Raw genomic sequence first — 24553 nt, 5'->3', positions numbered from 1 at the left:
GATGGTAGTGTGGGGTTTCCCCATGTGAGAGTAGGTCATCGTCAAGATTAAATTCCGAAACCCCAATTGCGAAAGCAGTTGGGGTTTTGTTTTGGGCGTTCGAAAAATGCCGCCCGGTGCTTGTTCCATATCCCTTACTGGTTCTCCTCTGCGCTGCACTATTGAGACTTTTTGCAATGCTGCCCAAGTTCAGTCGAACCTTGCAGCGGTTCGGGGTTCACAGCAGGTGCGTTATGTATTTATCTCTATGGTGTACCTGCAGACACCGGTGCAGCGTCTGAGCTCTTATGCAAAATAATCCCCGGAAACAGACAATACCGCCTGTCCGGACCCGCCCACCCCGGACTATCATGCCGATAGCCCTGTCTCTCACTGCAAGGAGCCGCTCGGAACGCCGATGCGCCAGATCTGGAAATCTTTTCGAGCCCTTTATTTCGCTTCCTTGATGATGCTGATTGGCTCCGGCCTGCTCAGTACTTATCTGGCCTTGCGCCTTGCGGCAGACAATGTCGACAGCCTGTGGGTCGGTGCGCTGATGGCCGCCAACTATTTTGGCTTGGTCCTGGGTGGCAAGATCGGCCACCGCCTGATTGCCCGGGTCGGGCATATTCGTGCCTACGCCACCTGCGCTGGGATCGTCGGCGCAGCGGTGCTGGGCCACGGTTTGATCGATTGGTTGCCTGCCTGGATCGTGCTGCGGATGATCGTAGGCCTGGGCATGATGTGCCAGTACATGGTCATTGAAAGTTGGCTCAACGAGCAGGCGGATGCCAAACAGCGCGGCGTAGTGTTCAGTGGCTACATGATCGCGTCTTATCTAGGGCTGGTGCTAGGCCAGTTGATCCTGGTCATGCACCCTCACCTTGGCCTCGAGCTGTTGATGCTGGTCGCCTTGTGCTTTGCCCTGTGCCTGGTGCCGGTGGCCATGACCCGACGTATTCACCCGGCACCATTGCACCCGGCGCCGATGGAGCCTCGCTTCTTTATCAAGCGTGTGCCGCAGTCGCTCAGTACGGTGCTGGGCGCAGGGTTGATCGTGGGCTCGTTCTACGGTTTGGCGCCGCTCTACGCGTCCCAGCAGGGGCTGACGACTGAACAGGTTGGCTTGTTCATGGGTAGCTGTATTTTCGCCGGTTTGCTTGTGCAGTGGCCTCTGGGCTGGTTGTCGGACCGCTATGACCGAGCACTGCTGATTCGCTGCTTTGCCTTGTGCCTGGCGATAACGGCATTGCCCCTGGCGATCATGACTCAGGTGCCCTTGGAAGTGCTGTTCGTGACGGGGTTCTTTTGTTCGCTGGTGCAGTTCTGCCTGTACCCCTTGGCTGTGGCTTTTTCCAACGACCACGTCGAAGGTGACCGTCGGGTTTCGCTGACGGCCATGCTGCTGGTGACCTATGGCATAGGTGCGAGCGTCGGGCCCCTGTTGGCAGGTGTCGTCATGAAGCTATTCGGCAGCCAGATGCTCTACGCGTTTTTCAGCCTCTGTGCGTTGATCCTGGTGTGGCGAATTCGACCGAAGGCGGTCACCAATCTGCATCAGGTCGACGACGCGCCGCTGCATCACGTGGCGATGCCCGACAGCATGTCCAGTTCGCCGTTGGTCGCTGCCCTGGACCCTCGGGTGGATGAGCAGGTGGTGCAGGAGCAGATGCAAGTCAGTGTTCCTGATCCAGAGCCTGAACCAGCAATGGATGAGCCGGCTAGCGAAGAGCCAAAAGAGCCCCTGGCCCCGGACGAACATCCTCATGACTTGAGCAGGGCGCGCCCCTGAACGAAAAACGGGCAGATCCCACCAGGATCTGCCCGTTTTTTTGCCTCAGCGTTTAGAGCTTAAAAATCGTCGTCTTTGTCGAAACGCCGAGCTTCCCGCTGCAACTGATACACAAAGCGCTCCACTTGGCGTTGCACCAAGCCACTCATGTTGTGGAAGCGCACGCCGGCGAACGTGATGTTGAGCTTGTCTTCGAAGTGCAGGTAGCGCAATTCTACGGCGGTGGTCATGCTGCCAAAGGGCAGGGCAGCGACAAAGCGGTCGTAGACCTGGCCCAGTTGCAGGCGCTCGGAGATGTCGCCTTCAAAGCGAAGCTTGCAGCCGGTGGCGGAGATATCCAGCAACTTACCGTTGACTGGCACCTTGAGCTTCTCGCCACCCAACTCGATATTCACCAACTGCGCCAGTTTCAATGCGGCGCGAAAAGCATTACGGCGCTGATGGTAGACCACCTCGTCGGGCATGTTGCCGCTGTAGATGCGGTGGCCGTCCTTTTCGCTGAGGCTCAGTGTGCCGTTGCTTTCCCACGCAATCCGCACACCATCGTGAAAACCTTCGATACGAAAGGGTTCGCCATTCTCCAGGTAGCGTTCACCGTCACGGGGAATCATTTCATCCAGTACCAGCGTCTTGCTATCGCGGGAAACGTCCACCAGATAGCTTTGGAAGCGTTGGCTGCGCTCGTGGAAGGTGATGATCAAAGGATCATGGCTGTCTTGGAGCATCCGCAAAGTGCTGGCGATTTCCAGAGGCGTGGTGAGCACCTTCGGTGGCTGCGGGGCATCTTCCGCATTAAGGGCGTTGAACACGGTTCTTCCATCTCCAGGCAAAATACGACTACACGCAAGAACCGGCATTTTGCCAGTATGTAGCGCACCTTGGATAGGCCGCGCTGTAAACCGGCGTCAGGCTTGGCTGCGGGTGCTTGGCTTGACCAGGCGTGATGTGGAGCCTTGGGCGTTGTACAGGGCCGGAGGTTCTCCGCCGTGGAGTATGCGTAACTGATTGGCGGTCGTGGCTTGTTGAAGCTGGATCGACTGGCCGTTGAGCTGGTTGGCTTCCTGGCACTGGGCGAGCAATTGGTTGAGTTCCTTACTTTGTGACAGCAACTGGTCGCCGACCGATGAATGACTGGCCAGTTGCGCGAGGCCATCGTGATCGGCCGGCAGGCCCAGGCTGATCAGGATCTCGCTGCGCTTCTTGCCATGCTGTTCAAGCAGCACGATCAGCGACTGTTTGCGCGCCAGGATTTCTTCCAGCAAGGGCATATCCCGGCCGTACAAGGCCAGGGACTCTTCTTTGAGCAGCTCGAGCAATTGCTGCGTCGGCGCCAGATCATCAATGATCAGTTGAAGCAAATGTTCGTCGTGGTGCATGGCTGGCCTTGGGTTTTAAGCGTCCAAAAGCCCTGCGCAGGCCTTTGCCTAGCGCTCGGCTTCGAAGTTGAGCAGCTTGCTGGCTACACGGTTGCTGTCGACTTTATAGCTGCCATCGGCGATGGCCTGTTTCAACTCGGCCACCCGGGCTTTATTGACAACCGGCTGGTCGCGCAGCGAGTCAGTGACCTTCTGCAACTGTTGAGCCTCATTGCTCAGGTGAACCGATTCCCCACTCTGGCTGACGCTGGCCTGTTCTGCCTTGGCGGACAGAGGCTGTGGCTTGGCTTCTACGCTGTCCTTGGCACCGCTGGTGCGCGTACTGCCTGGCAAAGCCGGGGCGTTATTCAAACGACTGAAATCAATGACCATGTTGAAAAAACCTCTGGGTATTTGGACGCTTGCCATGTTTTCGGCCATACCCAAACAAACTTTAGGCGCGAATGACAATAAATCTCCACACGGAACTTCTCGTGCACAGTGTAGGAAAACCCAGCGTCCTCTACCAGTGTTCTATAAAGCGACCTCGACTTGCCCGGGGGCGGTCACGCGCGCCTTGATGACGCGGTTGGAGTTGAGATTCTTGACACGGATCTGTTCGCTCATGCCGCCGTTGGACAGCGCTTCACCCGGCATTCTTACATTCAACCCGCCGCTGCTGGCGGAAATCACCACCTGGTCACCTTTGCGAATCACTTCGGCCTGTTCCAGGTGAACCAATGTGATGACTTGATCGGTGACCATTGGTCGGGTGAGCCGCTGCCCAATAGCCTGGTCCACTGAGGTCATATAGCCCTGGTTGATCTGGCTGATGTCCCGTTCACGCAGGGCCACATCCTCAAAGCTGATAATACCGGTGCGTTTCAGCGGCCGCGCAACGACAACCACATCACGGAACAGCTTGACCTGGGCAGGCACGAATACTGTCCACGGCGAGGCACCTTCACAACGTACTTTCACCGTGACCCGGCCAATGGGTTGAGAGGGGCTTTCCAGGGTGGCTGTCAATTCCCTGTCGCACATGGGCATGCGCAAACGCGGGTCCAACTGATTGACCTGGATTTCATAACGCCCCGGCGTCTGTGTGGTTGCCAGATAATCTTCTACAGTGAACTCAAGAAACCCTTGGGTGACGCCGATAAGTACATCAGGCAGGGTAACGTTGTCGGCACGGGTCGCAGCACTGAGCCCCAAGGCAAGCAACGCCATCGTGGCGCAGAGCAATCTGCGATAGCGTTGGCAGCCGAAGCGTCGGGAAACTGTCGTTTTAATATCCATGAACAACAAATAGCAAAGCTCGTGCCGTTTAGTGTTGGGTACGCTTCGTACCCCTAGTTTTAGGAGTCTGGGCATGGCAGGTGTAATGGATTCAGTAAACCAGCGCACACAGCTGGTAGGGCAGAATCGCCTGGAGTTGTTGCTTTTCCGCCTGGACGGCAAGCAGTTGTATGGCATCAACGTGTTTAAAGTGCGTGAAGTGCTGCAATGCCCCAAGTTGACGATCATGCCCAAGTCCAATCCGGTCGTGTGTGGCGTGGCCAACATCCGTGGCGCGACTATTCCGATTCTCGACCTGGCATTGGCCACGGGGTCCTCAGGTTTGCAAGACCGCCAGAGTCCCTTCGTGATCATTACCGAGTACAACACCAAGACCCAGGGGTTCCTGGTGCGCTCGGTGGAACGTATCGTCAATATGAACTGGGAAGAAATCCACCCGCCGCCCAAGGGCACCGGGCGCGATCACTACCTGACGGCGGTGACGCGGGTCGATAACCAGTTGGTGGAAATCATCGACGTGGAGAAAATCCTCGCCGAAGTAGCGCCGACCTCGGAAACCATCTCCGTCGGTGTGGTGGATGCCGAGACCGCGCATAAGGCCGTGTCTTTGCGCGTACTGACCGTGGACGACTCTTCAGTGGCGCGCAAGCAGGTCACGCGTTGTCTGCAAACTGTCGGTGTGGACGTAGTGGCGCTCAATGATGGTCGCCAGGCCCTGGACTACCTGCGCAAACTGGTGGACGAAGGCAAGAAGCCAGAAGAAGAGTTCTTGATGATGATTTCCGACATCGAGATGCCGGAAATGGACGGATACACCCTTACGGCCGAGATACGCAACGATCCACGCATGCAAAAATTGCATATCATCCTGCATACTTCGTTGTCGGGGGTATTCAATCAGGCAATGGTCAAGAAGGTCGGTGCTGATGACTTCCTGGCCAAATTCCGTCCTGATGACCTCGCATCCCGGGTAGTCGACCGGATCAAGGCAGCAGATCACAGCTGAGGGATTCTCCCCTGGCGGTCACACGATTTAAGAGGCGGTACCATTGTCTACGGGTAATTTGGATTTCGAACAGTTCCGGGTCTTCCTGGAAAAAGCCTGTGGCATATTGCTCGGTGAAAACAAGCAATACCTGGTATCCAGCCGTCTCAACAAGCTGATGGAACAGCAGGGCATCAAGTCCCTGGGTGAGTTGGTCCAGCGGATCCAGGCGCAGCCGCGCAGCGGGCTCAAGGAGATGGTGGTCGATGCCATGACCACCAACGAAACCTTATGGTTTCGCGATACTTACCCCTTTGAAGTGCTCAAGAACAAAGTGCTGCCGGAGGCGATCAAGGCCAGCCCGGGCCAGCGCTTGCGTATCTGGTCGGCGGCGTGCTCTTCGGGGCAGGAACCGTACTCGATCTCGATGTCCATCGACGAGTTCGAACGGACCAATATGGGCCAGTTGAAAGCCGGCGCGCAAATTGTCGCCACGGATCTGTCCGGCACCATGCTCACCAACTGCAAGACCGGTGAGTACGACAGCCTGGCGCTGGGCCGCGGCCTGTCCCAGGAGCGCCTGCAGCGTTACTTCGATCCGAAAGGGGCGGGGCGCTGGGCGATCAAGGCACCGATCAAGAACCGCGTGGAATTCCGCTCGTTCAACCTGCTCGACAGTTATGCCAGCCTGGGCAAGTTCGATATGGTGTTCTGTCGTAACGTGCTGATCTATTTCTCGGCCGAAGTAAAGAAAGACATCCTCTTGCGCATCCACGGCACGCTCAAGCGCGGCGGGTATCTGTTCCTCGGTGCTTCCGAAGCCTTGAACGGCCTGCCGGACCATTTCCAGATGGTGCAGTGCAGCCCGGGAATCATCTACCAGGCCAAGTAAGTCAATGTGGGAGCGTGGGAGGGGGCTTGCTCCCGATAGCAGTGTGTCAGTGATAGATTTATCAACTGAACCACCGCCATCGGGGGCAAGCCCCCTCCCATCTTTGTATTGCGGCAAGATAAATAAAAGTGGCAATGCCCATTGCCGCTTTACTGGCGCCACGCGGAAAACACTTGCCGCTTTTCTGGCATAGCCGCCGGCAATCTCCCCGAAAGCCCTTGAAATAGGGGGCTTAACAAGATTGGCATGCACCTTGCTATAACCCTGCTAACGAACAGCAGGTCAGCCTAAAGGTCTCCGTCATGAGCATCAGCTTCGATAAAGCGCTCGGTATCCACGAACAAGCCCTGGGCTTCCGCGCCCAGCGTGCCGAAGTCCTGGCCAACAACATTGCCAACGCCGATACCCCGAACTACAAGGCTCGGGATCTGGACTTCTCCGCCGTGCTCGCCGCCCAGCAGGACAAGACCAAGAACGGCACCTTCGCCTTGAACATGACCAACAACCGTCATATCGAAGCGCAGGGCCTGGGCAATGCTGACGAGTCGCTGCTGTATCGCACGCCGATGCAGCCGTCGATCGACCAGAACACCGTCGACGCCCAACTGGAGCAATCGAATTACGCCGAGAACTCGGTGAACTTCCAGGCCAGCTTCACCCTGCTCAATAGTAAATTCAAAGGGCTGATGTCAGCCCTGCGTGGAGAGTAAGCCATGTCTCTGTCCAGTGTTTTCAATATTGCCGGCAGTGGCATGAGCGCGCAAACCACGCGCTTGAACACCGTCGCCAGTAACATCGCCAACGCCGAGACCGTGTCTTCGAGCATTGACCAGACTTACCGCGCCCGTCACCCGGTGTTTGCCACCATGTTCCAGGCTGGTCAGAGCGGCGGCAGTGATTCGTTGTTCCAGGATCAGGACGCAGCCGGCTCCGGTGTGCAGGTGCTGGGTGTAGTCGAAGACCAGAGCAACCTTGAGGCCCGTTACGAGCCGAACCATCCCGCTGCGAACGAAAAGGGTTACGTCTACTACCCCAACGTCAACGTGGTCGAGGAGATGGCCGACATGATTTCCGCAAGCCGCTCGTTCCAGACCAACGCGGAAATGATGAACACCGCCAAAGCCATGATGCAGAAGGTCTTGACCCTGGGTCAGTGATAAGGGGCGCCAAATAATGGCCATCGTTGATACGTCTAACAACACGGCAGTCCAAGACCTGTTCAATTCCAAGGTCAAGGATGCTTCGAACAATGTAGCGAATGTTTCCAAAGCCGCGACCGGCAACCAGGCGCTGGGCAAGGATGCATTCCTGCAGTTGCTGGTCACCCAGCTGAAAAACCAGAACCCGCTGTCGCCCCAGGACAACGGCGCGTTCGTGGCCCAGCTTGCGCAGTTCAGCAGCCTTGAAGGCATCAACACCCTGAACGACTCGGTGAATAACATCTCCAGCAACTTCAGCTCCTCGCAAGCGCTGCAGGCTTCGTCGCTGGTGGGGCGGTCGATCATTATCCAGACCGACAAAGCCATGGTTGATACCAGCAAGAGCATGAACGGTTCGGTGGAAGTGCCATCGGCGGTGGGCAACGTTTCCGTCAAGATCACCGATAAGGACGGCAACGTTGTGCGCACCGTGGATATGGGCGCGCAGAGTGCCGGCAGCCAGAGCTTTATCTGGGATGGCAAGAATGAGAAGGGCGAAATCGCCCCAGCCGGCACCTATACCTTCAATGCCACTACCAAGAACGACAAGGGTGACGCGGTGGCCCTGGCCACCTCGCTGCCGGCCACGGTAACCAGCGTGACCCTGAGCAAGACCGGCGGCGAAATGCTGCTCAACCTTGCAGGCGGCATGGGCAGCGTCAAGCTGTCGCAAATTCAGACTATCGGTACATAGAGCCGGCTAGATACGGCAGAGGGAGAGAACATGTCTTTTAATATCGGCCTTAGCGGCCTCTATGCGGCCAACAAACAACTGGACGTGACCGGCAACAACATCGCCAACGTCGCGACCACTGGCTTCAAGTCATCCCGTGCGGAATTCGCCGATATCTACGCGGCCTCCAAGCTGGGTACTGGCCAGAATACTATCGGCAACGGTGTGAACCTGGCGGCGGTGTCCCAGCAGTTCACCCAGGGCGACGTTAACGGCGGTGGCGGCATCCTCGACATGGCGATCCAGGGTGGTGGTTTCTTCGTGCAGAAGGGTAGCGACGGCTCGCTGGAATACACCCGTAGCGGTGCTTTCCGTGCGGACAAGGACGGCTACATCACCAACAACACCGGCACTTCGCGTCTGCAGGGTTACGCGGCGGACGAGAATGGCAAGATCACCAAGGGTGGCCTGGTCGACCTGCAACTGAACCTGGCAAACTTGCCACCGAAGGCGTCCACCAAGGTGGATTCGGCCAGCAACCTCAACTCCTCGTCGCCGGTGATCGACCAGACCAAGAATCCGTTTGATCCGAGCAAGTCCGAAACATTCACCACGCAATACGGCACTACGTTGTATGACGCTCAGGGTAACGCCCACCCTATGGTGCAGTACCTGGTGAAAACCGATGCCAACCAGTGGCAGTCCTACACCTTGATCGATGGCCGCAACCCTGATGGTTCGGCGCCTACCGGTACTGGCGCTGACGTGAAGGCGCCTGTGCCCTCGACTCTGAGTTTCGATGGTGCCGGTAATCTCAAGAGCATCGTGACCGGTGGTGTCGCCGGCAACACCTTGACCATCAAGGATTGGGTACCTGGCACAGTCACCGATGGTGTTTGGAAGCCTAACGATGCGACAGCGAACAAGGACGGCATTGCTATCAACATGGGCAACGTCACTCAGTACAACTCGGCCAGCTACCGCAATCCGCCGGTCACTGACGGTTATGCCACTGGCCAGATCACCGGCCTGAAAATCGACGGCAGCGGTGTATTGTTCGCAACCTTCAGCAACCAGCAGAGCAAAGCCATCGGCCAGATTTCCCTGGCCAGCTTCAACAACGAGCAAGGCCTGCAGCCGGCTGGCGGTACGGCTTGGAAAGAGACCTTTGCATCGGGCCAGCCGGGTTACGACGCGCCGGAATCTGGCACCCTGGGTTCGATCAAGGGCTCCTCTCTGGAAGCCTCCAACGTCAACCTGACCAACGAGCTGGTGGACCTGATCAAGGCCCAGAGCAACTACCAGGCGAACGCCAAGACCATCTCCACCCAGAGCACCATTATGCAGACCATCATTCAGATGACTTGATACCGTCACCTAAGCACCAGCGTTCAATCAAAGGCCCCTCGATCGAGGGGCCTTTTTTGTGTGCGCGAAATAGTTATTGCTGCTCGTTTCACTACGCCCCGATGCGGGAACGCGTAACGCCGATTTGGCCACGGATCAGCCAGCGGACAGTTGTCGTCCGGCGACTATAGGGGAAGTAAATGGCGGGTTATGCACTGTGGGAGAGTGGCGCGCGGGGAGCGCGTGGTTTTGACGCGAGTATCTATGAGGGTGTGTACGGGCGGCAAAGTCCGGCGTACGGGTTCAATGACGACAGGGCTGCCAATACTGAGTCAGTCAGGCAACTGCTCAGCGAATTGATGGATGCCGAAAAAACCTCCAAGAGCCAGACCGCTCAAGAGCTTCGCGACAAGCTGAACGATAAGCGCGAAGAGCTCGGAGACGAAAAATTCAAAGAGATCATGAAGGAGTTGATGGAGAAGGCTGACGTCTCCTGGTTGGATTATCTGCGGCGTATGATGAGGATGTGGTTCCCGGAGCTGGATGATACGTCGCCAACGCCCTCACCGCCTTCCCCTGGCCCATCGCCAAGAGGTGGAGGAGGAGGTGGTGGAGGCGGTACGCCAAGCCCGAACAATTTCGGCCCCAGCGAGCCCATGAGTAATCTGCCGATTACCGAAGGCTCCAAGCACTTCAACTACAAGCCCGATGAAAGTAGCCCAGGTAAAAAACCAGACAATATCTGGAGTGGATTCAGCCAGGGGCCGGACGGCAATTGCGTCACCGTTTCAGCGATTAAGGGCGCAATGATGAAGTTTGGTCAGAAGCCTACTGACGTTTTCAAAGAGGTAAAAGAAACGGCGAATGGCTATCAGGTGACCATGCGCGATGGGTTCAAACTTGATTTATCCAAGGATGAGTTGAAGCAGGCAGCCAGGTATGCGCAGTTCAAGGGCGATAATCCGCAGATGTTGACTGATGCTAACTTCATGTTTGCGGCGAGCGCCAAGCGTGCGCAGATGGAGGGCAATGGCCTGGACGACAACCCGAACGAATCGAAAAAGAGCTTTGCCCATGCGATGCAAAGCCTGAACAACGGCGAAATGCCCCACGAAGCTTTGGATCGCCTTGGTTTGAAAGGGCTCTACAGGCAATCATCGAGTAGCGAACTGGCGAGCGGCAAGCTGGGCGTCGTGGCCTATGATCGCCATTCAATGGCGGTCATCGACGGTAAAGTTGAGCTATGGGGGCGGCGAGGTGGCGCGCCGAAGCAGGGTATTGCGTACGCGTTCCTCTAGGCGTGATAAACGAAAAAGCCCGATAAACCCTGTGCAGTCGGGGTTCATCGGGCTTTTTAAATCCAGGGCGTTCAAGTCCTGGATGGGTTCAGCTTATTGGCAAGCTTCGCAATCCGGCTCGTCAATCGCGCAGGCCTTTGGCACTGGTGCCGGGCCGGCGGGGGCTGCGAGTACCGAATCATCACCGTGGTTGCCGCTGGAAACAGCATTGAGCTTACCGGTGTTGATGGTCGACTTCTCGGTGCTGGTCGCGGCCAGGGCACGGAGGTAGTAAGTGGTTTTCAGGCCACGGTACCAAGCCATGCGGTAGGTCACGTCCAGCTTCTTGCCCGATGCGCCAGCGATGTAGAGGTTCAGGGACTGGGCCTGGTCGATCCACTTCTGACGACGACTGGCGGCGTCAACGATCCACTTGGTGTCCACTTCGAACGCGGTCGCGTAGAGCTCTTTGAGTTCTTGCGGGATGCGCTCGATCTGCTGCACGGAACCGTCGTAGTACTTCAGGTCGTTGATCATGACCGAGTCCCACAGGCCGCGGGCTTTCAGGTCGCGGACCAGGTACGGGTTGATCACGGTGAATTCGCCCGACAGGTTCGATTTCACATACAGGTTCTGGTAGGTCGGTTCGATCGACTGCGACACGCCGGTGATGTTGGCGATGGTAGCGGTCGGTGCGATGGCCATGATGTTGGAGTTACGAATACCTTTCTGTACACGGGCACGTACCGGTGCCCAGTCCAGGGTTTCGTTCAGGTCGACATCGATGTACTTCTGGCCACGCTGTTCGATCAGGATCTGTTGCGAATCCAGCGGCAGGATGCCCTTGGACCACAGCGAACCCTGGAACGTCTCGTAGGCGCCGCGTTCGTCGGCCAGGTCGCAGGAAGCCTGGATCGCGTAGTAGCTGACCGCTTCCATGGACTTGTCGGCGAACTCGACCGCAGCATCCGAACCGTAAGGAATGTGCTGCAGGTACAGCGCGTCTTGGAAGCCCATGATGCCCAGGCCCACTGGACGATGCTTGAAGTTGGAGTTCTGCGCCTGTGGCACCGAGTAGTAGTTGATGTCGATGACGTTATCGAGCATGCGTACTGCGGTGTTGACGGTGCGTTGCAGCTTGGCGGTGTCCAGCTGGCCGTTGACGATGTGGTTAGGCAGGTTGATCGAGCCCAGGTTGCAAACGGCGATCTCGTCCTTGTTGGTGTTCAAGGTGATCTCGGTGCACAGGTTCGAACTGTGGACCACGCCCACGTGCTGCTGCGGGCTGCGCAGGTTGCATGGGTCTTTGAAAGTCAGCCATGGGTGGCCGGTTTCAAACAGCATGGACAGCATTTTGCGCCACAGGTCTTTGGCCTGGATGGTCTTGAACAGCTTGACCTTGCCTGGGTACTCGGTGAGGGCTTCGTAGTACTCGTAGCGCTCCTCGAAGGCCTTGCCGGTCAGGTCGTGCAGGTCCGGTACTTCGGATGGCGAGAACAGGGTCCACTTGCCGTCATCGAAGACACGCTTCATGAACAGGTCAGGGATCCAGTTGGCGGTATTCATGTCGTGGGTACGACGACGGTCATCACCGGTGTTCTTGCGCAGCTCGATGAACTCTTCAATGTCCATGTGCCAGGTTTCCAGGTAGGCACACACAGCGCCTTTGCGCTTGCCACCCTGGTTCACGGCGACGGCGGTATCGTTCACCACTTTCAGGAAGGGGACGACGCCCTGGGACTTGCCGTTGGTGCCCTTGATGTACGAACCCAAGGCACGCACCGGCGTCCAGTCGTTACCCAGGCCGCCAGCGAATTTGGACAGCATGGCGTTGTCATGGATCGCGTGGTAGATGCCCGACAGATCATCCGGCACGGTGGTCAGGTAGCAGCTCGACAGCTGTGGACGCAGGGTGCCTGCGTTGAACAGGGTCGGGGTCGACGACATGTAGTCGAAGGACGACAGCAGGTTGTAGAACTCGATGGCGCGGTCTTCTTTCTGCTTCTCTTCAATTGCCAGGCCCATGGCCACGCGCATGAAGAATACTTGCGGCAGTTCGAAGCGGATACCGTCCTTGTGGATGAAGTAACGGTCGTACAGGGTTTGCAGGCCCAGGTAGGTGAACTGCTGGTCACGTTCGTGGTTGATTGCCTTGCCGAGTTTTTCCAGGTCGAAGGTGGCCAGCACCGGGTTGAGCAATTCGAACTCGATACCCTTGGCGATGTAGGCGGGCAGGGCCTTGGCGTACAGGTCGGCCATCTCGTGGTGGGTAGCGCTGTCGGCCACGCCCAGGAAGCCCAGGCCTTCGGCACGCAGAGTGTCCATCAGCAGGCGCGCGGTCACGAACGAGTAGTTCGGCTCGCGTTCAACCAGGGTACGGGCGGTCATCACCAGGGCGGTGTTGACGTCGGTCAGGGCCACGCCGTCGTACAGGTTCTTCAGGGTTTCGCGCTGGATCAGGTCACCATCGACTTCTTCCAGGCCTTCGCAGGCTTCGGTGATGATGGTGTTCAGGCGGCCCAGGTCCAGCGGCGCAAAGCTGCCGTCGGCCAGGGTGATGCGGATCGACGGGTGCGCTTGCACGGCAGCTTCTTCAGCCGGGGAACGCACGGCACGTTCCTTGGCGCGCGAATCACGGTAGATCACGTAGTCGCGTGCGACTTTCTGCTCGCCGGCACGCATCAGGGCCAGTTCGACCTGGTCCTGGATTTCTTCGATATGGATAGTGCCGCCCGATGGCATGCGACGCTTGAAGGTTGCGGTGACCTGTTCGGTCAGGCGGGCAACCGTGTCGTGGATGCGCGACGAGGCAGCAGCGGTGCCGCCTTCAACTGCAAGAAACGCTTTGGTGATGGCGACGGTGATTTTGTCATCGGTATAAGGAACGACAGTGCCGTTACGCTTGATCACGCGCAGTTGGCCAGGTGCAGTGGCGGACAGATCCAGGTTCGAATCAGCGGCCTGCGGCACGGAGCCCTGCGGGTTCTCGCGAGTTGTGTCGGTTTGCATGGGGGGTTGTCTCCACGTTCTATATTTGATTGCGAGTGCCAGGCTTTTTCCTGCAACACCCGTACCGTTTTCCATGTCGGGGATGGAGAACAGCTGCCATCCGCGTGAGCGGTTTGGTCTACTGAAAAATCTGTTGGTTCAACGCTGCGCTAGCAATAAAACGCTTGAGTTTCGAGCCACTTGTGTGGTTGGACGCTGGTGTCGAAAACCCTACATGTAGGGTCTTCATGAGCGCCGAGGTACAAGATAATGCGTTTTCGAGGGGTTAGCAACGGAGTAACCTGTGGATAACGCTGTGAGTAAAATGTGTAAGAAAGGTCGAATAGGCGTGTAGGCCGCATTGCTGCTGGATTACGCCGTTTGTCATTAAATATTTCGGGCTTGAAACAGCCTGCCCATTTTCGAAGGGCGCGAACCCTATCACAAACAAACGTGATCTCCGAATGGATTTCCAGGCTTGTTTTTAAGGGGCGTGCCATGGCTACAATCTGCCTTGATCAGGGCGATAGCGTGCTTGCTCCACATGACAACTGTAGGAGCGAGCTTGCTCGCGAAAATCGTCAACGATAATGCAGCACACTTGGATAAGCGCGGTGCCCTTGCGTTCTTCGCGAGCAAGCTCGCTCCTACAATAAAGAACCGAGGTAGCGCATGGAGCAAGAAGCCTGGCAGATATTGATCGTCGAGGACGACGAGCGACTCGCCGAGTTGACCCGCGAATACCTGGAAAGTAACGGCCTGTGTGTGTCGGTGGAAAGCGACGGCGCACAGGCGGCGGCGCGCATCATCGCCGAACAACCAGACCTGGTGATCCTCGACCTGATGCTGCCCGGCGAAGATGGCCTGAGCATCTGCCGCAAGGTGCGCGAGCGCTATGACGGTGTAATCCTGATGCTCACTGCGCGCACCGACGATATGGACCAGGTACTGGGCCTGGACATGGGTGCAGACGACTATGTATGCAAACCCGTGCGCCCACGTTTGTTACTGGCGCGTATCCAGGCATTGCTGCGCCGCAGCGAGTCGGCGTTACCTGCCATAGTGGAAAACCAGCGCCGCCTGCAGTTCGGCCCCTTGGTGGTGGACAACGCCTTGCGCGAGGCCTGGTTGCACGATGGCGGTATCGAACTGACCAGCGCCGAGTTCGACCTGTTGTGGCTGTTGGTGGCGAACGCCGGGCGCATCCTGTCCCGCGAGGAAATCTTTATCGCCCTGCGCGGCATCGGCTACGACGGCCAGGATCGCTCCATTGATGTGCGCATCTCGCGCATTCGGCCGAAGATCGGCGACGATCCGATTCATCCGCGCCTGATCAAGACGATCCGCAGCAAAGGCTACCTGTTCGTCCCCGAAGCCGCCGCCGATATGCCGTTGTGAACTCGATCTTCCTGCGCATCTACGGCGGCATGTGCGCGGCGCTGATCCTGGTGGCGCTGCTCGGTGCCCTGGCGTTGCACCTGCTCAACGATGTGCGCAGCGGCCAGTACCGCGAGCGCCTGGCCCACGGCACCTTTGCGTTGATGGGCGATAACTTGCAACCCATGAGTGCCATTGAGCGGCTGCGCGCCTTGGCGGTGTGGGAGCGCTTGCTGGGCATTCCGCTGGAACTGCGCACGTTCACCCAGGCGCAACTGGACCTGGGTCAGCGCAATCGCCTGCAACGTGGCCAGGTCCTGGTGGAACAGACCGGCCCCCATGCGGCGCGGGTGCTGCGATTGGTCAGCGAACAGGAGCAGTTGGTGCTCACCGGCGAAGTGCAGCAGATCAGCGAGCAATTGGCCCGTGCGACCATTTACCTGCTGGCCGACGAACTGGTGCGCTTTCCAGTCGCCGAGCAGCCGCAGCGCCTGGCCGATATAAAGCAAGCCAAGGGCTTTGGTTTTGAAATGCACTTGGTGGCCCTTGACCAGGCCGACATGGACGACGACCAGCGCCGGCGCGTAGCGGAAGGCGATACGGTGATGGCCCTGGGCAAGGGCGGCGATTCGATCCGCGTGTTTGCCGGCATGGTTGGCACACCATGGGTGCTGGAGATCGGCCCGCTGTATCAAATGAACCCTTACCCGGCGCAATGGCTGATTCTGATCACCTTGATCGGCCTGACCCTGATCGGCTTGATCGTTTATTTGCTGGTGCGTCAGCTTGAGCGCCGGCTCAAAGGCCTGGAAGCGGCAGCTACACGCATCGCCAAGGGCAACCTGGAGGTCCGCGTGCCGGCCCGAGGAGCTGATTCGGTCGGGCGCCTGGCGGCCGCATTCAATGGCATGGCCGAGCACTTGCAACAATTGCTGGCGATTCAGCGCGAGCTGGTGCGTGCGGTGTCCCATGAGTTACGCACACCGGTGGCGCGCCTGCGGTTTGGCCTGGAGATGATCGGTGATGCCGCCACCCCCGAAGCTCGGCGCAAATACCTGGAAGGCATGGACGGCGATATCCAGGACCTCGATGGCCTGGTGGATGAGATGCTCACCTATGCGCGCCTGGAGCAAGGGGCGCCGGAGCTGAATTTCCAGCGGGTGGACCTCGATGCCTTGCTCGACCAGGTGATCGGCGAATTGTCGCCACTGCGCCCGCAGGTCGCCGTTACCCGCGGTATTTGCCTGTCATCGGCGCATTGGGATGACGCCTGGGTCGACGCCGAACCACGCTACCTGCACCGTGCCCTGCAGAACCTGGTGAGTAACGCCATGCGCCACGCCAAGGGCCACGTGCTGATCAGTTACCAGGTAGGCCAGGTGCGCTGCCGCATTGACGTGGAAGACGATGGCCCAGGCGTGCCGGAAAGTGCCTGGGAGCGGATATTTACGCCATTCCTGCGCCTGGACGACAGCCGCACCCGAGCGTCTGGCGGCCACGGCCTGGGCCTGTCGATTGTGCGGCGGATCATCTATTGGCACGGCGGGCGGGCGTTGATCAGCAAAAGTAACAATCTGGGCGGGGCATGTTTCAGCCTGAGTTGGCCCCGGGATCAAGAGAAACCCCGATAGCGTCCTATCAAGCGCCGACGGCCACCAGGCTCAACAACTGTTCCCCCTCCAGCACAAATTGCCCCTCCAACTCCTTGCCACAACACCACTCACTCGACAGGTCCGTCAGCAACCGCAGCCGCACGTGCCCAGCCTGCGACCACTCCAATACCTCGGCATGTTCAAAGTAAAAACGCTTTTGCACGATCGGATAGAGCGCCTTGAACAGACTCTCCTTGACCGAAAACGTCAACGTCACCAGCAGCCCGAGCTGCTCACGCGGTAGTGCCGCCATGCGCTGCAACTCATCGGCCGTCAGAATCTCCCCAGCCAGGCGTTCCGCCCGTTCCAGGGCCAGCAGGTTCTCCAGGTCCATCCCCAGCCCGCGCCACTGCGTCTTGTGGCCGACAATGGCTGCCGCGTGCCCGGTGCTGTGGGTGATGGAGCCACTGATATGCCCAGGCCAGACCGGTGCGCGGTCTTCACCGATCGCCGGGATGCAGTTGAGGTTATCGAGTCGTTGCAGCGCTTCGCGGGCGCACAGGCGGCCGGCGAGAAACTCCGCTTGCCGCTTGGCCACCGAGCGCTGGATGCTCGCCGGCGGCGGCACGGCGCTACGCTGGAAATCCAAGGGGTTCAATAAGGCCGGGTCGAATCGCGTGCTCAAAAACACCGTACCCGGCAAGGGGGCAGGCAGCGGCCAACGGGCATCGAGTGGGGTACAGCAAGCGGGTAGGGGCGTCATGCGCAGCATTTTGCCGAGTTGGCGCGCCAGTGGATAGCCCGGCAGCGGTTCAGTTGTGGTTCAGAGCCTGTTCAGGGGGAGTTCAGGGGCGCTTGCGTAGTCTGGACCCCACAGCCTAAACGCGTATGAGGTAACCACCATGACTGCGATCAAGAAGCTGATGTTGGCGTTAACCATGCTCGGCGCCACCGCCGGCGTGCAAGCCTCGGATGGCGACTTTAGGGCATTTGGCAGCGAGAAAACCAAGAAATCCGGCAGCCCGATCCATCGTGTCAGCTTCGAAGACGCCGGCACCCAGACCGCGCCGTGGGGGCGGGCCCTGGGCGCTAGCGCCGCGCAACCCGACTATCGCAGCGGCTACCCGCACCTGACGGGCCATTACAATGGCATTAAACTGCGCCCGCAAGACGTGCAGGGCCGCTATGATATCCCTCGGTCGGATAGTTGAATTGCCTTGGAGAGCCTTATGAAATTGCTGGTGGTGGAAGATGAGGCGCTGCTGCGCCATCACCTGTTTACCCGCCTGACCGACAGCGGGCATGTGGTCGAAGCCGTGGCCAATGCCGAGGAAGCCCTGTACCAGACAGGCCAATTCAATCATGACCTGGCGATCATCGACCTTGGCCTGCCCGGCATGGGCGGCCTGGACCTGATTCGCCAACTGCGCACCCAGGCCAAGACCTTTCCGATCCTGATCCTGACTGCCCGCGGCAACTGGCAGGATAAAGTCGAAGGCCTGGCGGCCGGTGCCGACGACTATGTGGTCAAGCCGTTTCAGTTCGAAGAGCTGGAGGCGCGGATGAACGCCTTGTTACGCCGCTCCAGCGGTTTTACCCAGTCCACCATCATTGCCGGGCCCTTGTTGCTGGACCTCAATCGCAAGCAAGCCTCCTTGGATGAACAGCCGCTGGCGTTGACCGCTTATGAGTATCGAATCCTCGAATACCTGATGCGTCACCATCAACAAGTGGTGGCCAAGGATCGTTTGATGGAGCAGCTCTACCCCGATGACGACGAACGCGACCCGAACGTCATCGAAGTGCTGGTCGGCCGCCTGCGCCGCAAGCTGGAAGGACCGACCGGGTTCAAGCCGATCGATACTGTGCGCGGCCTGGGTTACCTGTTCAATGAGCGCTGCCGTTGATTCGCTCACTACGTGTGCGCCTGATGCTGGCGGCCGCCACCCTGGCCGTGCTGTTCATGCTCGGCTTGTTGCCCGCCATGCAAGGCGCGTTCAGCCTGGCCCTGCAGGATTCCATCGAGCAGCGCCTGGCGTCGGACGTGACCACCCTGATCTCCGCCGCGCGGGTCGAAAATAATCGCCTGCTGATGCCGGCGCAGCTGCCGGATGAACGCTTCAACCTCACCGACAGCCGGCTGCTTGGCTATATTTACGACCGCGAGGGCCACTTGGTATGGCGTTCGCGGGCGACCCGGGAAGAAAACATCAACTACAAGCCGCGCTACGATGGGCGCGGCAACGAGTTTGCGCGCATCCGCGAAGCTAATGGCCAGGAATTTTTCGTGTATGACGTCGAGGTCAAGCTGCTGGGGGGCAAGAGTGCGGCGTTCAGTATCGTCGCCCTGCAACCGGTGCGTGAATATCAACTGACCCTCGAAGGCTTGCGCGAGAACCTCTACCTGGGCTTCGGCGCCGCCTTGCTCGTGCTGTTGACGCTGTTGTGGCTGGGCCTGACCTGGGGCTTGCAAGCCCTGCGACGCTTGAGCCAGGAGCTTGACCAGATCGAAGGTGGCACCCGTGAGAGCCTTTCCGAAGAACACCCCCGCGAACTGCTGCGACTTACCGGCTCCCTCAACCGATTGCTGCACAGTGAACGCGAGCAACGCACCCGCTACCGCGATTCCCTGGATGACCTGGCCCATAGCCTGAAAACCCCGCTGGCGGTCTTGCAGGGAGTGAGTGAGGACATGGCTCAGCGCCACGAAGACCGTGGCCAGGCGTGGGTGCTGCAATCGCAGATCGAGCGCATGAGCCAGCAGATAGGCTATCAATTGCAGCGTGCCAGCCTGCGTAAAAGCGGCCTGGTGCGCCACCAGGTGCGTTTGGAGCCGGTGTTGCAAAGTCTGTGCGATACCTTGGAAAAGGTCTACCGCGACAAGCGCGTCAACGTCTCCTTTGACCTGCCGCAAGAGTGTGACGTGCCCATCGAGAAAGGCGCCCTGCTCGAAATGCTCGGCAACTTGCTGGAAAACGCCTATCGCCTATGCCTGCGTCAGGTGCGTATCAGCCTGGTGGAAAACCTTGACGGTATTGAGTTGTGTATCGAAGACGACGGCCCCGGTGTGCCGCCCGACCAGCGCGCACGGATTCTGCAGCGCGGCGAGCGGCTTGATCGCCAGCACCCGGGGCAGGGCATCGGGCTGGCGGTGGTCAAGGACATTATCGAGAGCTACAACGCGCGTTTGACGCTAGGGGACTCGGCACTAGGCGGCGCGGCTTTCAGGATCCATTTTCCGGCGTTGTGATGTCTATCGACTGGGCTTACGCGATGGTGGCCAGACAGTCGACCGCTATCTGACTGATGCCCTGCGATCCAAATGTGGGAGGGGGCATACCAAAAGTTGTGTAGATACCCGTGCTGAGCCAAGTCCACCTCCGTTTAACTCCCCTGCGCGCGATACGCCCCCGGTGTCAGCCCCGTCCACTTCTTGAATGCCCGATGAAACGCCGACGGCTCAGAAAACCCCAAATGCTCGGCAATCTCCTGCAAGGACAAATCCGCCCGCCCCAAATGGTAGATGGCAATATCCCGGCGTAACTCATCCTTCAATGCCTGAAAGCTGGTGCCTTCTTCGCGAAGGTGCCGGCGCAGGGTCTGCGGGCTGATGTGCAAATGCTGGGCGACGGCCTCCAAGTCCGGCCAGGGCGTACGATCGCGACTCAGCAAGCGGCGCAACTGGCTGCTCAGGCTGTCGCCTTCATCCGGTCGGGACAATAAGTCGGCAGGCGAGCGCTGCAAGAAATGCTTGAGGGTGCGTTCATCCTGCAACAGGGGCAGGCTCAGGTAGCGGCTGGGAAATACCAGGCTGCTGTTCGGCGCGTCGAACATGTGAGGGCAGGGGAACAACAGGTCGTATTCACTGGCATGGGCCGGCGTGGGGTAACTGAAGGTTGCCTGCTGCAGACGGATTCGCTGGCCGATCAACCAACTGCCCAGGCGATGCCAGATCACCAGCAGGCACTCACTGAGAAAGTGATCCGGGTCCCATAGCTGTGAGTCGTCCAGGCTCAGTCGCGCCATATCGCCTTCTTTCGTCAGCTGCCAGCGCGGGCCCTGCGGGAAGAGGCTATAAAACAATAAGCCGCGCTCCAGAGCCTTCTCCAGCGTGCGGCAATGGATCAGGGCGTGGCACATCATGGCGAAGGTGCCGCGTTTGCTCGGCCCATCGGCAAACCCCAGGTACTCGTCATCCAGCTCCAGCCAGAGCATTTGCAGCAGCCGGGTGAATTGCTCCGGTGCAATGCGGGCGCGAGGCTCGCTCAGCAGTTCAGGGGTGATGCCCACCTGCTGCAACAACACCGAGTAGTCGTAACCGGCTCGACGCGCACCGCCGAGGGCTGCTCGGGCGTAGTGACTGGCGATGGTACGTTCGCGCATGCAAGGGCCTCGTCCGTGGAGTGGCGGATGGTAGCCATGACCCGGTCGAGCGACAAGGCGGATATCCGCCAAATTGTAGGACGAGACCGGCTAGGTGGGCGGAAATCCGCCACATGATCGAGTGCTCAGGGGCGGAAGTAACCCGCCTGGCCCAGATGTCTAAAGGCCTTCAGCGGATTTGCGCAAAGTGGCACGCCGTTTGCGATAAGGACTACAGCGCAGGCTTTGTCCTACAGGCTTCGCCAACAACAAATCCCTCCAGTGCAGGAGGGTTCGCAATTCAAGTGTCGTGGGCAATGGCGGATATTTGCCCCCGGGACGTTTGAGGAACTTTGCAATGACGACTCGTCAGCCAATCTACAAATCCCTGTATTTCCAGGTGATCGTCGCAATCGTTATCGGTATTCTGCTCGGCCACTTCTACCCGCAGACCGGCGTGGCCCTCAAGCCACTGGGTGACGGCTTTATCAAGCTGATCAAAATGGTCATCGCCCCGATCATCTTCTGCACCGTGGTCAGCGGCATCGCTGGTATGCAAAGCATGAAGTCGGTGGGCAAGACCGGTGGCTATGCACTGCTGTACTTCGAAATCGTCTCCACCATCGCCCTGCTGATCGGCCTGGTCGTGGTCAACGTCGTGCAACCGGGTGCGGGCATGCACATCGATGTAGCGACCCTGGACGCCTCCAAAGTGGCGGCCTACGTCACCGCCGGTAAAGACCAGAGCATTGTCGGCTTTATCCTGAACGTCATCCCGAACACCATCGTCGGCGCCTTCGCCAACGGCGATATCCTCCAAGTGCTGATGTTCTCGGTGATCTTCGGTTTCGCCCTGCACCGCCTGGGCGCCTACGGCAAGCCGGTGCTGGACTTCATCGATCGCTTCGCCCACGTGATGTTCAACATCATCAACATGATCATGAAGCTCGCTCCGATCGGTGCCCTGGGTGCCATGGCATTCACCATCGGCGCCTACGGTGTGGGTTCTCTGGTGCAGTTGGGCCAGCTGATGATCTGCTTCTATATCACCTGCGTCCTTTTCGTGGTCGTGGTACTTGGCGCCATCTGCCGCGCCCACGGTTTCAGCGTATTGAAGCTGATCCGCTACATCCGTGAAGAACTGCTGATCGTACTGGGTACCTCGTCTTCCGAATCCGCATTGCCACGCATGCTGATCAAGATGGAGCGCCTGGGTGCGAAGAAGTCGGTGGTCGGCTTGGTGATCCCAACCGGCTACTCCTTCAACCTCGACGGTACGTCGATCTACCTGACCATGGCTGCCGTGTTCATCGCCCAGGCGACCGACACCCACATGGACATCACCCACCAGATCACCCTGCTGCTGGTGCTGCTGCTGTCTTCCAAAGGCGCGGCGGGCGTGACCGGCAGTGGTTTCATTGTACTGGCTGCGACCCTGTCGGCCGTAGGCCACTTGCCGGTGGCCGGCCTGGCGCTGATCCTGGGTATCGACCGCTTCATGTCCGAAGCCCGTGCGCTGACCAACCTGGTGGGTAACGCCGTTGCCACCATCGTTGTGGCCAAGTGGGTCAAGGAGCTGGACACCGACAAGCTGCAAAGTGAGCTGGCGTCCGGCGGTACCGGTATTTCCGACACCCGCGAAGAAGATGACCTGGGTGTGGCCGAAGGCCCGGCGCCTGTCATCAAGTAAATCGCTGCTGGCGTGATCTGACGCCAAGGCAACCCGCAAACGCCCCGACTGGTTCGGGGCGTTTGCGTGTGTGTACGGCCACTTCTGGATTCTTTTGCTTTACAGTAAATGACGATTTCATTAACAACGCTGGCAGGAGGTTTGATGGACAGTGTGGATTTGAATGTCCTGCGTAGCGTCCTTGAGTGGCGCCGCGCCGGGCAGCGCGTAGTGTTGTACAGCGTGGTGCAGACCTGGGGCAGCGCGCCGCGCCCTCCTGGGGCGATGCTGGCCTTGCGCGGCGACGGGGTGGTGATTGGCTCGGTGTCCGGTGGCTGCATCGAAGATGACTTGATCGCACGCCTGCAGGACGGGCGGCTGGCTGATGATGGGCCACCCGTCCAATTGGTCACCTACGGCGTCACCCGCGATGAAGCGGCGCGCTTTGGCTTGCCGTGCGGCGGTACGCTGCGCCTGACCGAAGAGCGGGTGGATGACTGGGGCTGGGTGGCCGAACTGCTGGCGCGCTGCGAAGACCACCAGGTCGTCGCGCGTGAATTGGACCTGACCACGGGCGCGGTAGCCCTGAGCGCCGCGAGCAAGACCGATGTGGTGAGCTTCGACGGCGAGCGTCTGCGTGCCATTTATGGGCCGCGTTGGCGCCTGTTGTTGATCGGCGCCGGGCAGTTGTCACGCTACGTCGCGCAAATGGCGCGCTTGCTGGATTTCGAAGTGCTGATCTGCGACCCCCGTGAAGAATTCGTCTATGGCTGGGAAGAACAGCACGGTCGCTTTGTGCCAGGCATGCCCGACGAGGCGGTGCTGAATATCCAAACTGATGAACGCACCGCTATCGTCTGCCTGACCCACGATCCGCGTTTGGATGACATGGCATTGCTGACAGCGCTGGACTCCACCGCGTTCTACATCGGCGCGCTGGGGTCGCGGGTCAATACCCAGAAGCGTCGAGAGAATCTCGCAGCCCTGGGCTTGTCGGAGGACGCCATTGCACGTTTGCACGGGCCGATTGGCTTGCATATCGGTAGCCATACCCCGGCGGAGATCGCTTTGTCGTTGATGGCGGAAATTGTCGCAATCAAGAACGGCGTGGCACCGGTGCAGAAAAAACCCTTGGCGGTGGTGGCGCAGTGACTGTCACGGCGATCGTGCTGGCCGCAGGGCAGGGCAGTCGTTTTCGCGCCGAAGCCGGTGCTGATCAGGACAAGTTGCTGGCCGTTTGCGTGGGCCTGGATGGCGTTTCCCGACCGGTGATCGAGCAGGTGCTGGTTAACCTGCCCGCGACGCTTGTTGAGCGCTGGGTGGTGACCTCACCGGAGCGCCTTGAGGTGATTCATTTAGCTGAGGCGTACGGTTGCAAGGTCCTGCTGCTGGAATCGGCTGGTATGGGTGACAGCATTGCCGCAGCCGTTGCGGCCAGCGCCTCGGTGGATGGCTGGCTAGTTGTGCTGGGTGATATGCCGTTTATTCGATCCGCGACGATCGAGCGCGTGCTGGCCGATCCGGGAAGTATCACTGTGCCGGTGCATGCCGGGCAGTATGGGCATCCGGTGGCTTTCGGTCGTGTATTTGGGCCTGCGTTGATGGCGTTGACCGGGGACCGTGGCGCTAAGCCTTTGTTTGCACAAGCACAGGTGCGGGGCGTGCAGGTGGATGATCCTGGGGTGCTATGGGATGTGGACGTGCCGCAACGGTTGAGTTTCAGCGCCGACTGAATGTGGGAGGGGGCAATCCCCCAAATTTGAGCAG

At 59.1% G+C, this 24553-nt stretch carries 23 protein-coding genes; 16 read left to right on the top strand and 7 right to left on the bottom strand.

What is annotated here, in order from left to right; genetic code table 11:
- Positions 1-397: 397 nt before the first annotated feature.
- A complete protein-coding gene (locus tag ASD70_RS14985; RefSeq protein ID WP_056846827.1) occupies positions 398-1771 on the top strand; it encodes an MFS transporter in 1374 nt (457 codons plus the stop codon).
- A gap of 59 nt (positions 1772-1830) precedes the next feature.
- On the opposite strand, the gene ASD70_RS14980 is transcribed toward ASD70_RS14985, so the two are convergent.
- From ASD70_RS14980 to flgA, 4 genes are all read right to left on the bottom strand, one after another.
- On the bottom strand, positions 1831-2580 hold the full coding sequence (locus ASD70_RS14980) for a flagellar brake protein (RefSeq protein WP_046069176.1): 750 nt from the start codon (positions 2578-2580) through the stop codon (positions 1831-1833).
- Positions 2581-2676: 96 nt separating this feature from the next.
- Positions 2677-3147 (bottom strand): flagella synthesis protein FlgN, encoded by a 471-nt coding sequence (locus ASD70_RS14975; RefSeq protein ID WP_043050115.1) that lies wholly within the window; start codon positions 3145-3147, stop codon positions 2677-2679.
- Between the two features lie 48 nt (positions 3148-3195).
- Positions 3196-3519 (bottom strand): flagellar biosynthesis anti-sigma factor FlgM, encoded by a 324-nt coding sequence (flgM, locus tag ASD70_RS14970; protein ID WP_056846828.1) that lies wholly within the window; start codon positions 3517-3519, stop codon positions 3196-3198.
- 141 nt (positions 3520-3660) lie between these two features.
- The gene (flgA, locus tag ASD70_RS14965; RefSeq protein WP_046072548.1) at positions 3661-4425 is read right to left on the bottom strand and encodes a flagellar basal body P-ring formation chaperone FlgA; all 765 of its coding nucleotides are present in this window, start codon (positions 4423-4425) and stop codon (positions 3661-3663) included.
- Between the two features lie 73 nt (positions 4426-4498).
- On the opposite strand from flgA, the gene ASD70_RS14960 reads away from it, so the two are divergent.
- The 7 genes from ASD70_RS14960 (at position 4499) to ASD70_RS14930 (ending at position 10819) form a co-directional block, all read left to right on the top strand.
- Positions 4499-5431 carry a chemotaxis protein CheV gene (locus tag ASD70_RS14960; RefSeq protein ID WP_046069174.1) on the top strand — a complete coding sequence of 311 codons (933 nt, stop codon included), beginning with the start codon at positions 4499-4501 and terminating at the stop codon, positions 5429-5431.
- A 43-nt stretch (positions 5432-5474) separates the two neighbouring features.
- Positions 5475-6302 carry a protein-glutamate O-methyltransferase CheR gene (cheR, locus tag ASD70_RS14955; protein ID WP_046069173.1) on the top strand — a complete coding sequence of 276 codons (828 nt, stop codon included), beginning with the start codon at positions 5475-5477 and terminating at the stop codon, positions 6300-6302.
- Between the two features lie 302 nt (positions 6303-6604).
- Entirely contained in the window at positions 6605-7012 is a 408-nt protein-coding gene (gene flgB / locus ASD70_RS14950; RefSeq protein ID WP_046069172.1) for a flagellar basal body rod protein FlgB, read from the top strand.
- Between the two features lie 3 nt (positions 7013-7015).
- Entirely contained in the window at positions 7016-7459 is a 444-nt protein-coding gene (gene flgC, locus ASD70_RS14945) for a flagellar basal body rod protein FlgC (protein ID WP_043050111.1), read from the top strand.
- A 16-nt stretch (positions 7460-7475) separates the two neighbouring features.
- The gene (gene flgD / locus ASD70_RS14940) at positions 7476-8195 is read left to right on the top strand and encodes a flagellar hook assembly protein FlgD (RefSeq protein WP_056846826.1); all 720 of its coding nucleotides are present in this window, start codon (positions 7476-7478) and stop codon (positions 8193-8195) included.
- A 30-nt stretch (positions 8196-8225) separates the two neighbouring features.
- A complete protein-coding gene (gene flgE / locus ASD70_RS14935; RefSeq protein ID WP_046069170.1) occupies positions 8226-9542 on the top strand; it encodes a flagellar hook protein FlgE in 1317 nt (438 codons plus the stop codon).
- Between the two features lie 179 nt (positions 9543-9721).
- The gene (locus tag ASD70_RS14930) at positions 9722-10819 is read left to right on the top strand and encodes a hypothetical protein (protein ID WP_056846825.1); all 1098 of its coding nucleotides are present in this window, start codon (positions 9722-9724) and stop codon (positions 10817-10819) included.
- Positions 10820-10912: 93 nt separating this feature from the next.
- Here the strand turns inward: ASD70_RS14930 and ASD70_RS14925 are convergent, their stop codons facing one another.
- Positions 10913-13807, bottom strand: coding sequence for a ribonucleoside-diphosphate reductase subunit alpha (locus ASD70_RS14925; RefSeq protein WP_043050107.1), 2895 nt, complete (start codon positions 13805-13807; stop codon positions 10913-10915).
- Positions 13808-14458: 651 nt separating this feature from the next.
- Between ASD70_RS14925 and ASD70_RS14920 the strand changes: the two genes are divergently transcribed.
- Positions 14459-15184, top strand: coding sequence for a response regulator (locus tag ASD70_RS14920; RefSeq protein ID WP_046069163.1), 726 nt, complete (start codon positions 14459-14461; stop codon positions 15182-15184).
- The gene (locus ASD70_RS14915) at positions 15181-16794 is read left to right on the top strand and encodes an ATP-binding protein (protein WP_046069162.1); all 1614 of its coding nucleotides are present in this window, start codon (positions 15181-15183) and stop codon (positions 16792-16794) included. Before ASD70_RS14920 ends, ASD70_RS14915 begins: the two co-directional genes overlap by 4 nt.
- Before the next feature lie 7 nt (positions 16795-16801).
- On the opposite strand, the gene ASD70_RS14910 is transcribed toward ASD70_RS14915, so the two are convergent.
- Entirely contained in the window at positions 16802-17518 is a 717-nt protein-coding gene (locus tag ASD70_RS14910) for a 4'-phosphopantetheinyl transferase family protein (RefSeq protein ID WP_046072543.1), read from the bottom strand.
- Between the two features lie 139 nt (positions 17519-17657).
- Between ASD70_RS14910 and ASD70_RS14905 the strand changes: the two genes are divergently transcribed.
- Genes ASD70_RS14905 through ASD70_RS14895 form a run of 3 tightly spaced genes read left to right on the top strand, consistent with a single transcriptional unit; the run spans position 17658 to position 20005 of the window.
- Positions 17658-17966 carry a hypothetical protein gene (locus ASD70_RS14905; RefSeq protein WP_046069161.1) on the top strand — a complete coding sequence of 103 codons (309 nt, stop codon included), beginning with the start codon at positions 17658-17660 and terminating at the stop codon, positions 17964-17966.
- An 18-nt stretch (positions 17967-17984) separates the two neighbouring features.
- Positions 17985-18662 carry a response regulator gene (locus ASD70_RS14900; protein ID WP_043050102.1) on the top strand — a complete coding sequence of 226 codons (678 nt, stop codon included), beginning with the start codon at positions 17985-17987 and terminating at the stop codon, positions 18660-18662.
- The gene (locus ASD70_RS14895) at positions 18659-20005 is read left to right on the top strand and encodes an ATP-binding protein (RefSeq protein WP_046069160.1); all 1347 of its coding nucleotides are present in this window, start codon (positions 18659-18661) and stop codon (positions 20003-20005) included. Before ASD70_RS14900 ends, ASD70_RS14895 begins: the two co-directional genes overlap by 4 nt.
- 134 nt (positions 20006-20139) lie before the next feature.
- Here ASD70_RS14895 and ASD70_RS14890 read toward each other — a convergent pair whose 3' ends face one another.
- Positions 20140-21138, bottom strand: coding sequence for an AraC family transcriptional regulator (locus ASD70_RS14890; RefSeq protein ID WP_056846824.1), 999 nt, complete (start codon positions 21136-21138; stop codon positions 20140-20142).
- A gap of 337 nt (positions 21139-21475) precedes the next feature.
- On the opposite strand from ASD70_RS14890, the gene ASD70_RS14885 reads away from it, so the two are divergent.
- From ASD70_RS14885 to ASD70_RS14875, 3 genes are all read left to right on the top strand, one after another.
- Entirely contained in the window at positions 21476-22807 is a 1332-nt protein-coding gene (locus ASD70_RS14885) for a dicarboxylate/amino acid:cation symporter (RefSeq protein ID WP_046069158.1), read from the top strand.
- 144 nt (positions 22808-22951) lie between these two features.
- Positions 22952-23938, top strand: a complete 987-nt coding sequence (locus ASD70_RS14880) for an XdhC family protein (protein WP_056846823.1) — start codon at positions 22952-22954, stop codon at positions 23936-23938.
- Positions 23935-24519 (top strand): nucleotidyltransferase family protein, encoded by a 585-nt coding sequence (locus ASD70_RS14875; protein WP_056846822.1) that lies wholly within the window; start codon positions 23935-23937, stop codon positions 24517-24519. The genes ASD70_RS14880 and ASD70_RS14875 overlap by 4 nt, the downstream gene beginning before the upstream one ends.
- The last annotated feature ends 34 nt before the right edge of the window (positions 24520-24553 follow it).

The organism is Pseudomonas sp. Root569 (assembly GCF_001427465.1).
Taxonomy (GTDB): Bacteria; Pseudomonadota; Gammaproteobacteria; order Pseudomonadales; family Pseudomonadaceae; genus Aquipseudomonas; species Aquipseudomonas synxantha.
This window is presented reverse-complemented; position numbering and strand designations above follow the sequence as displayed.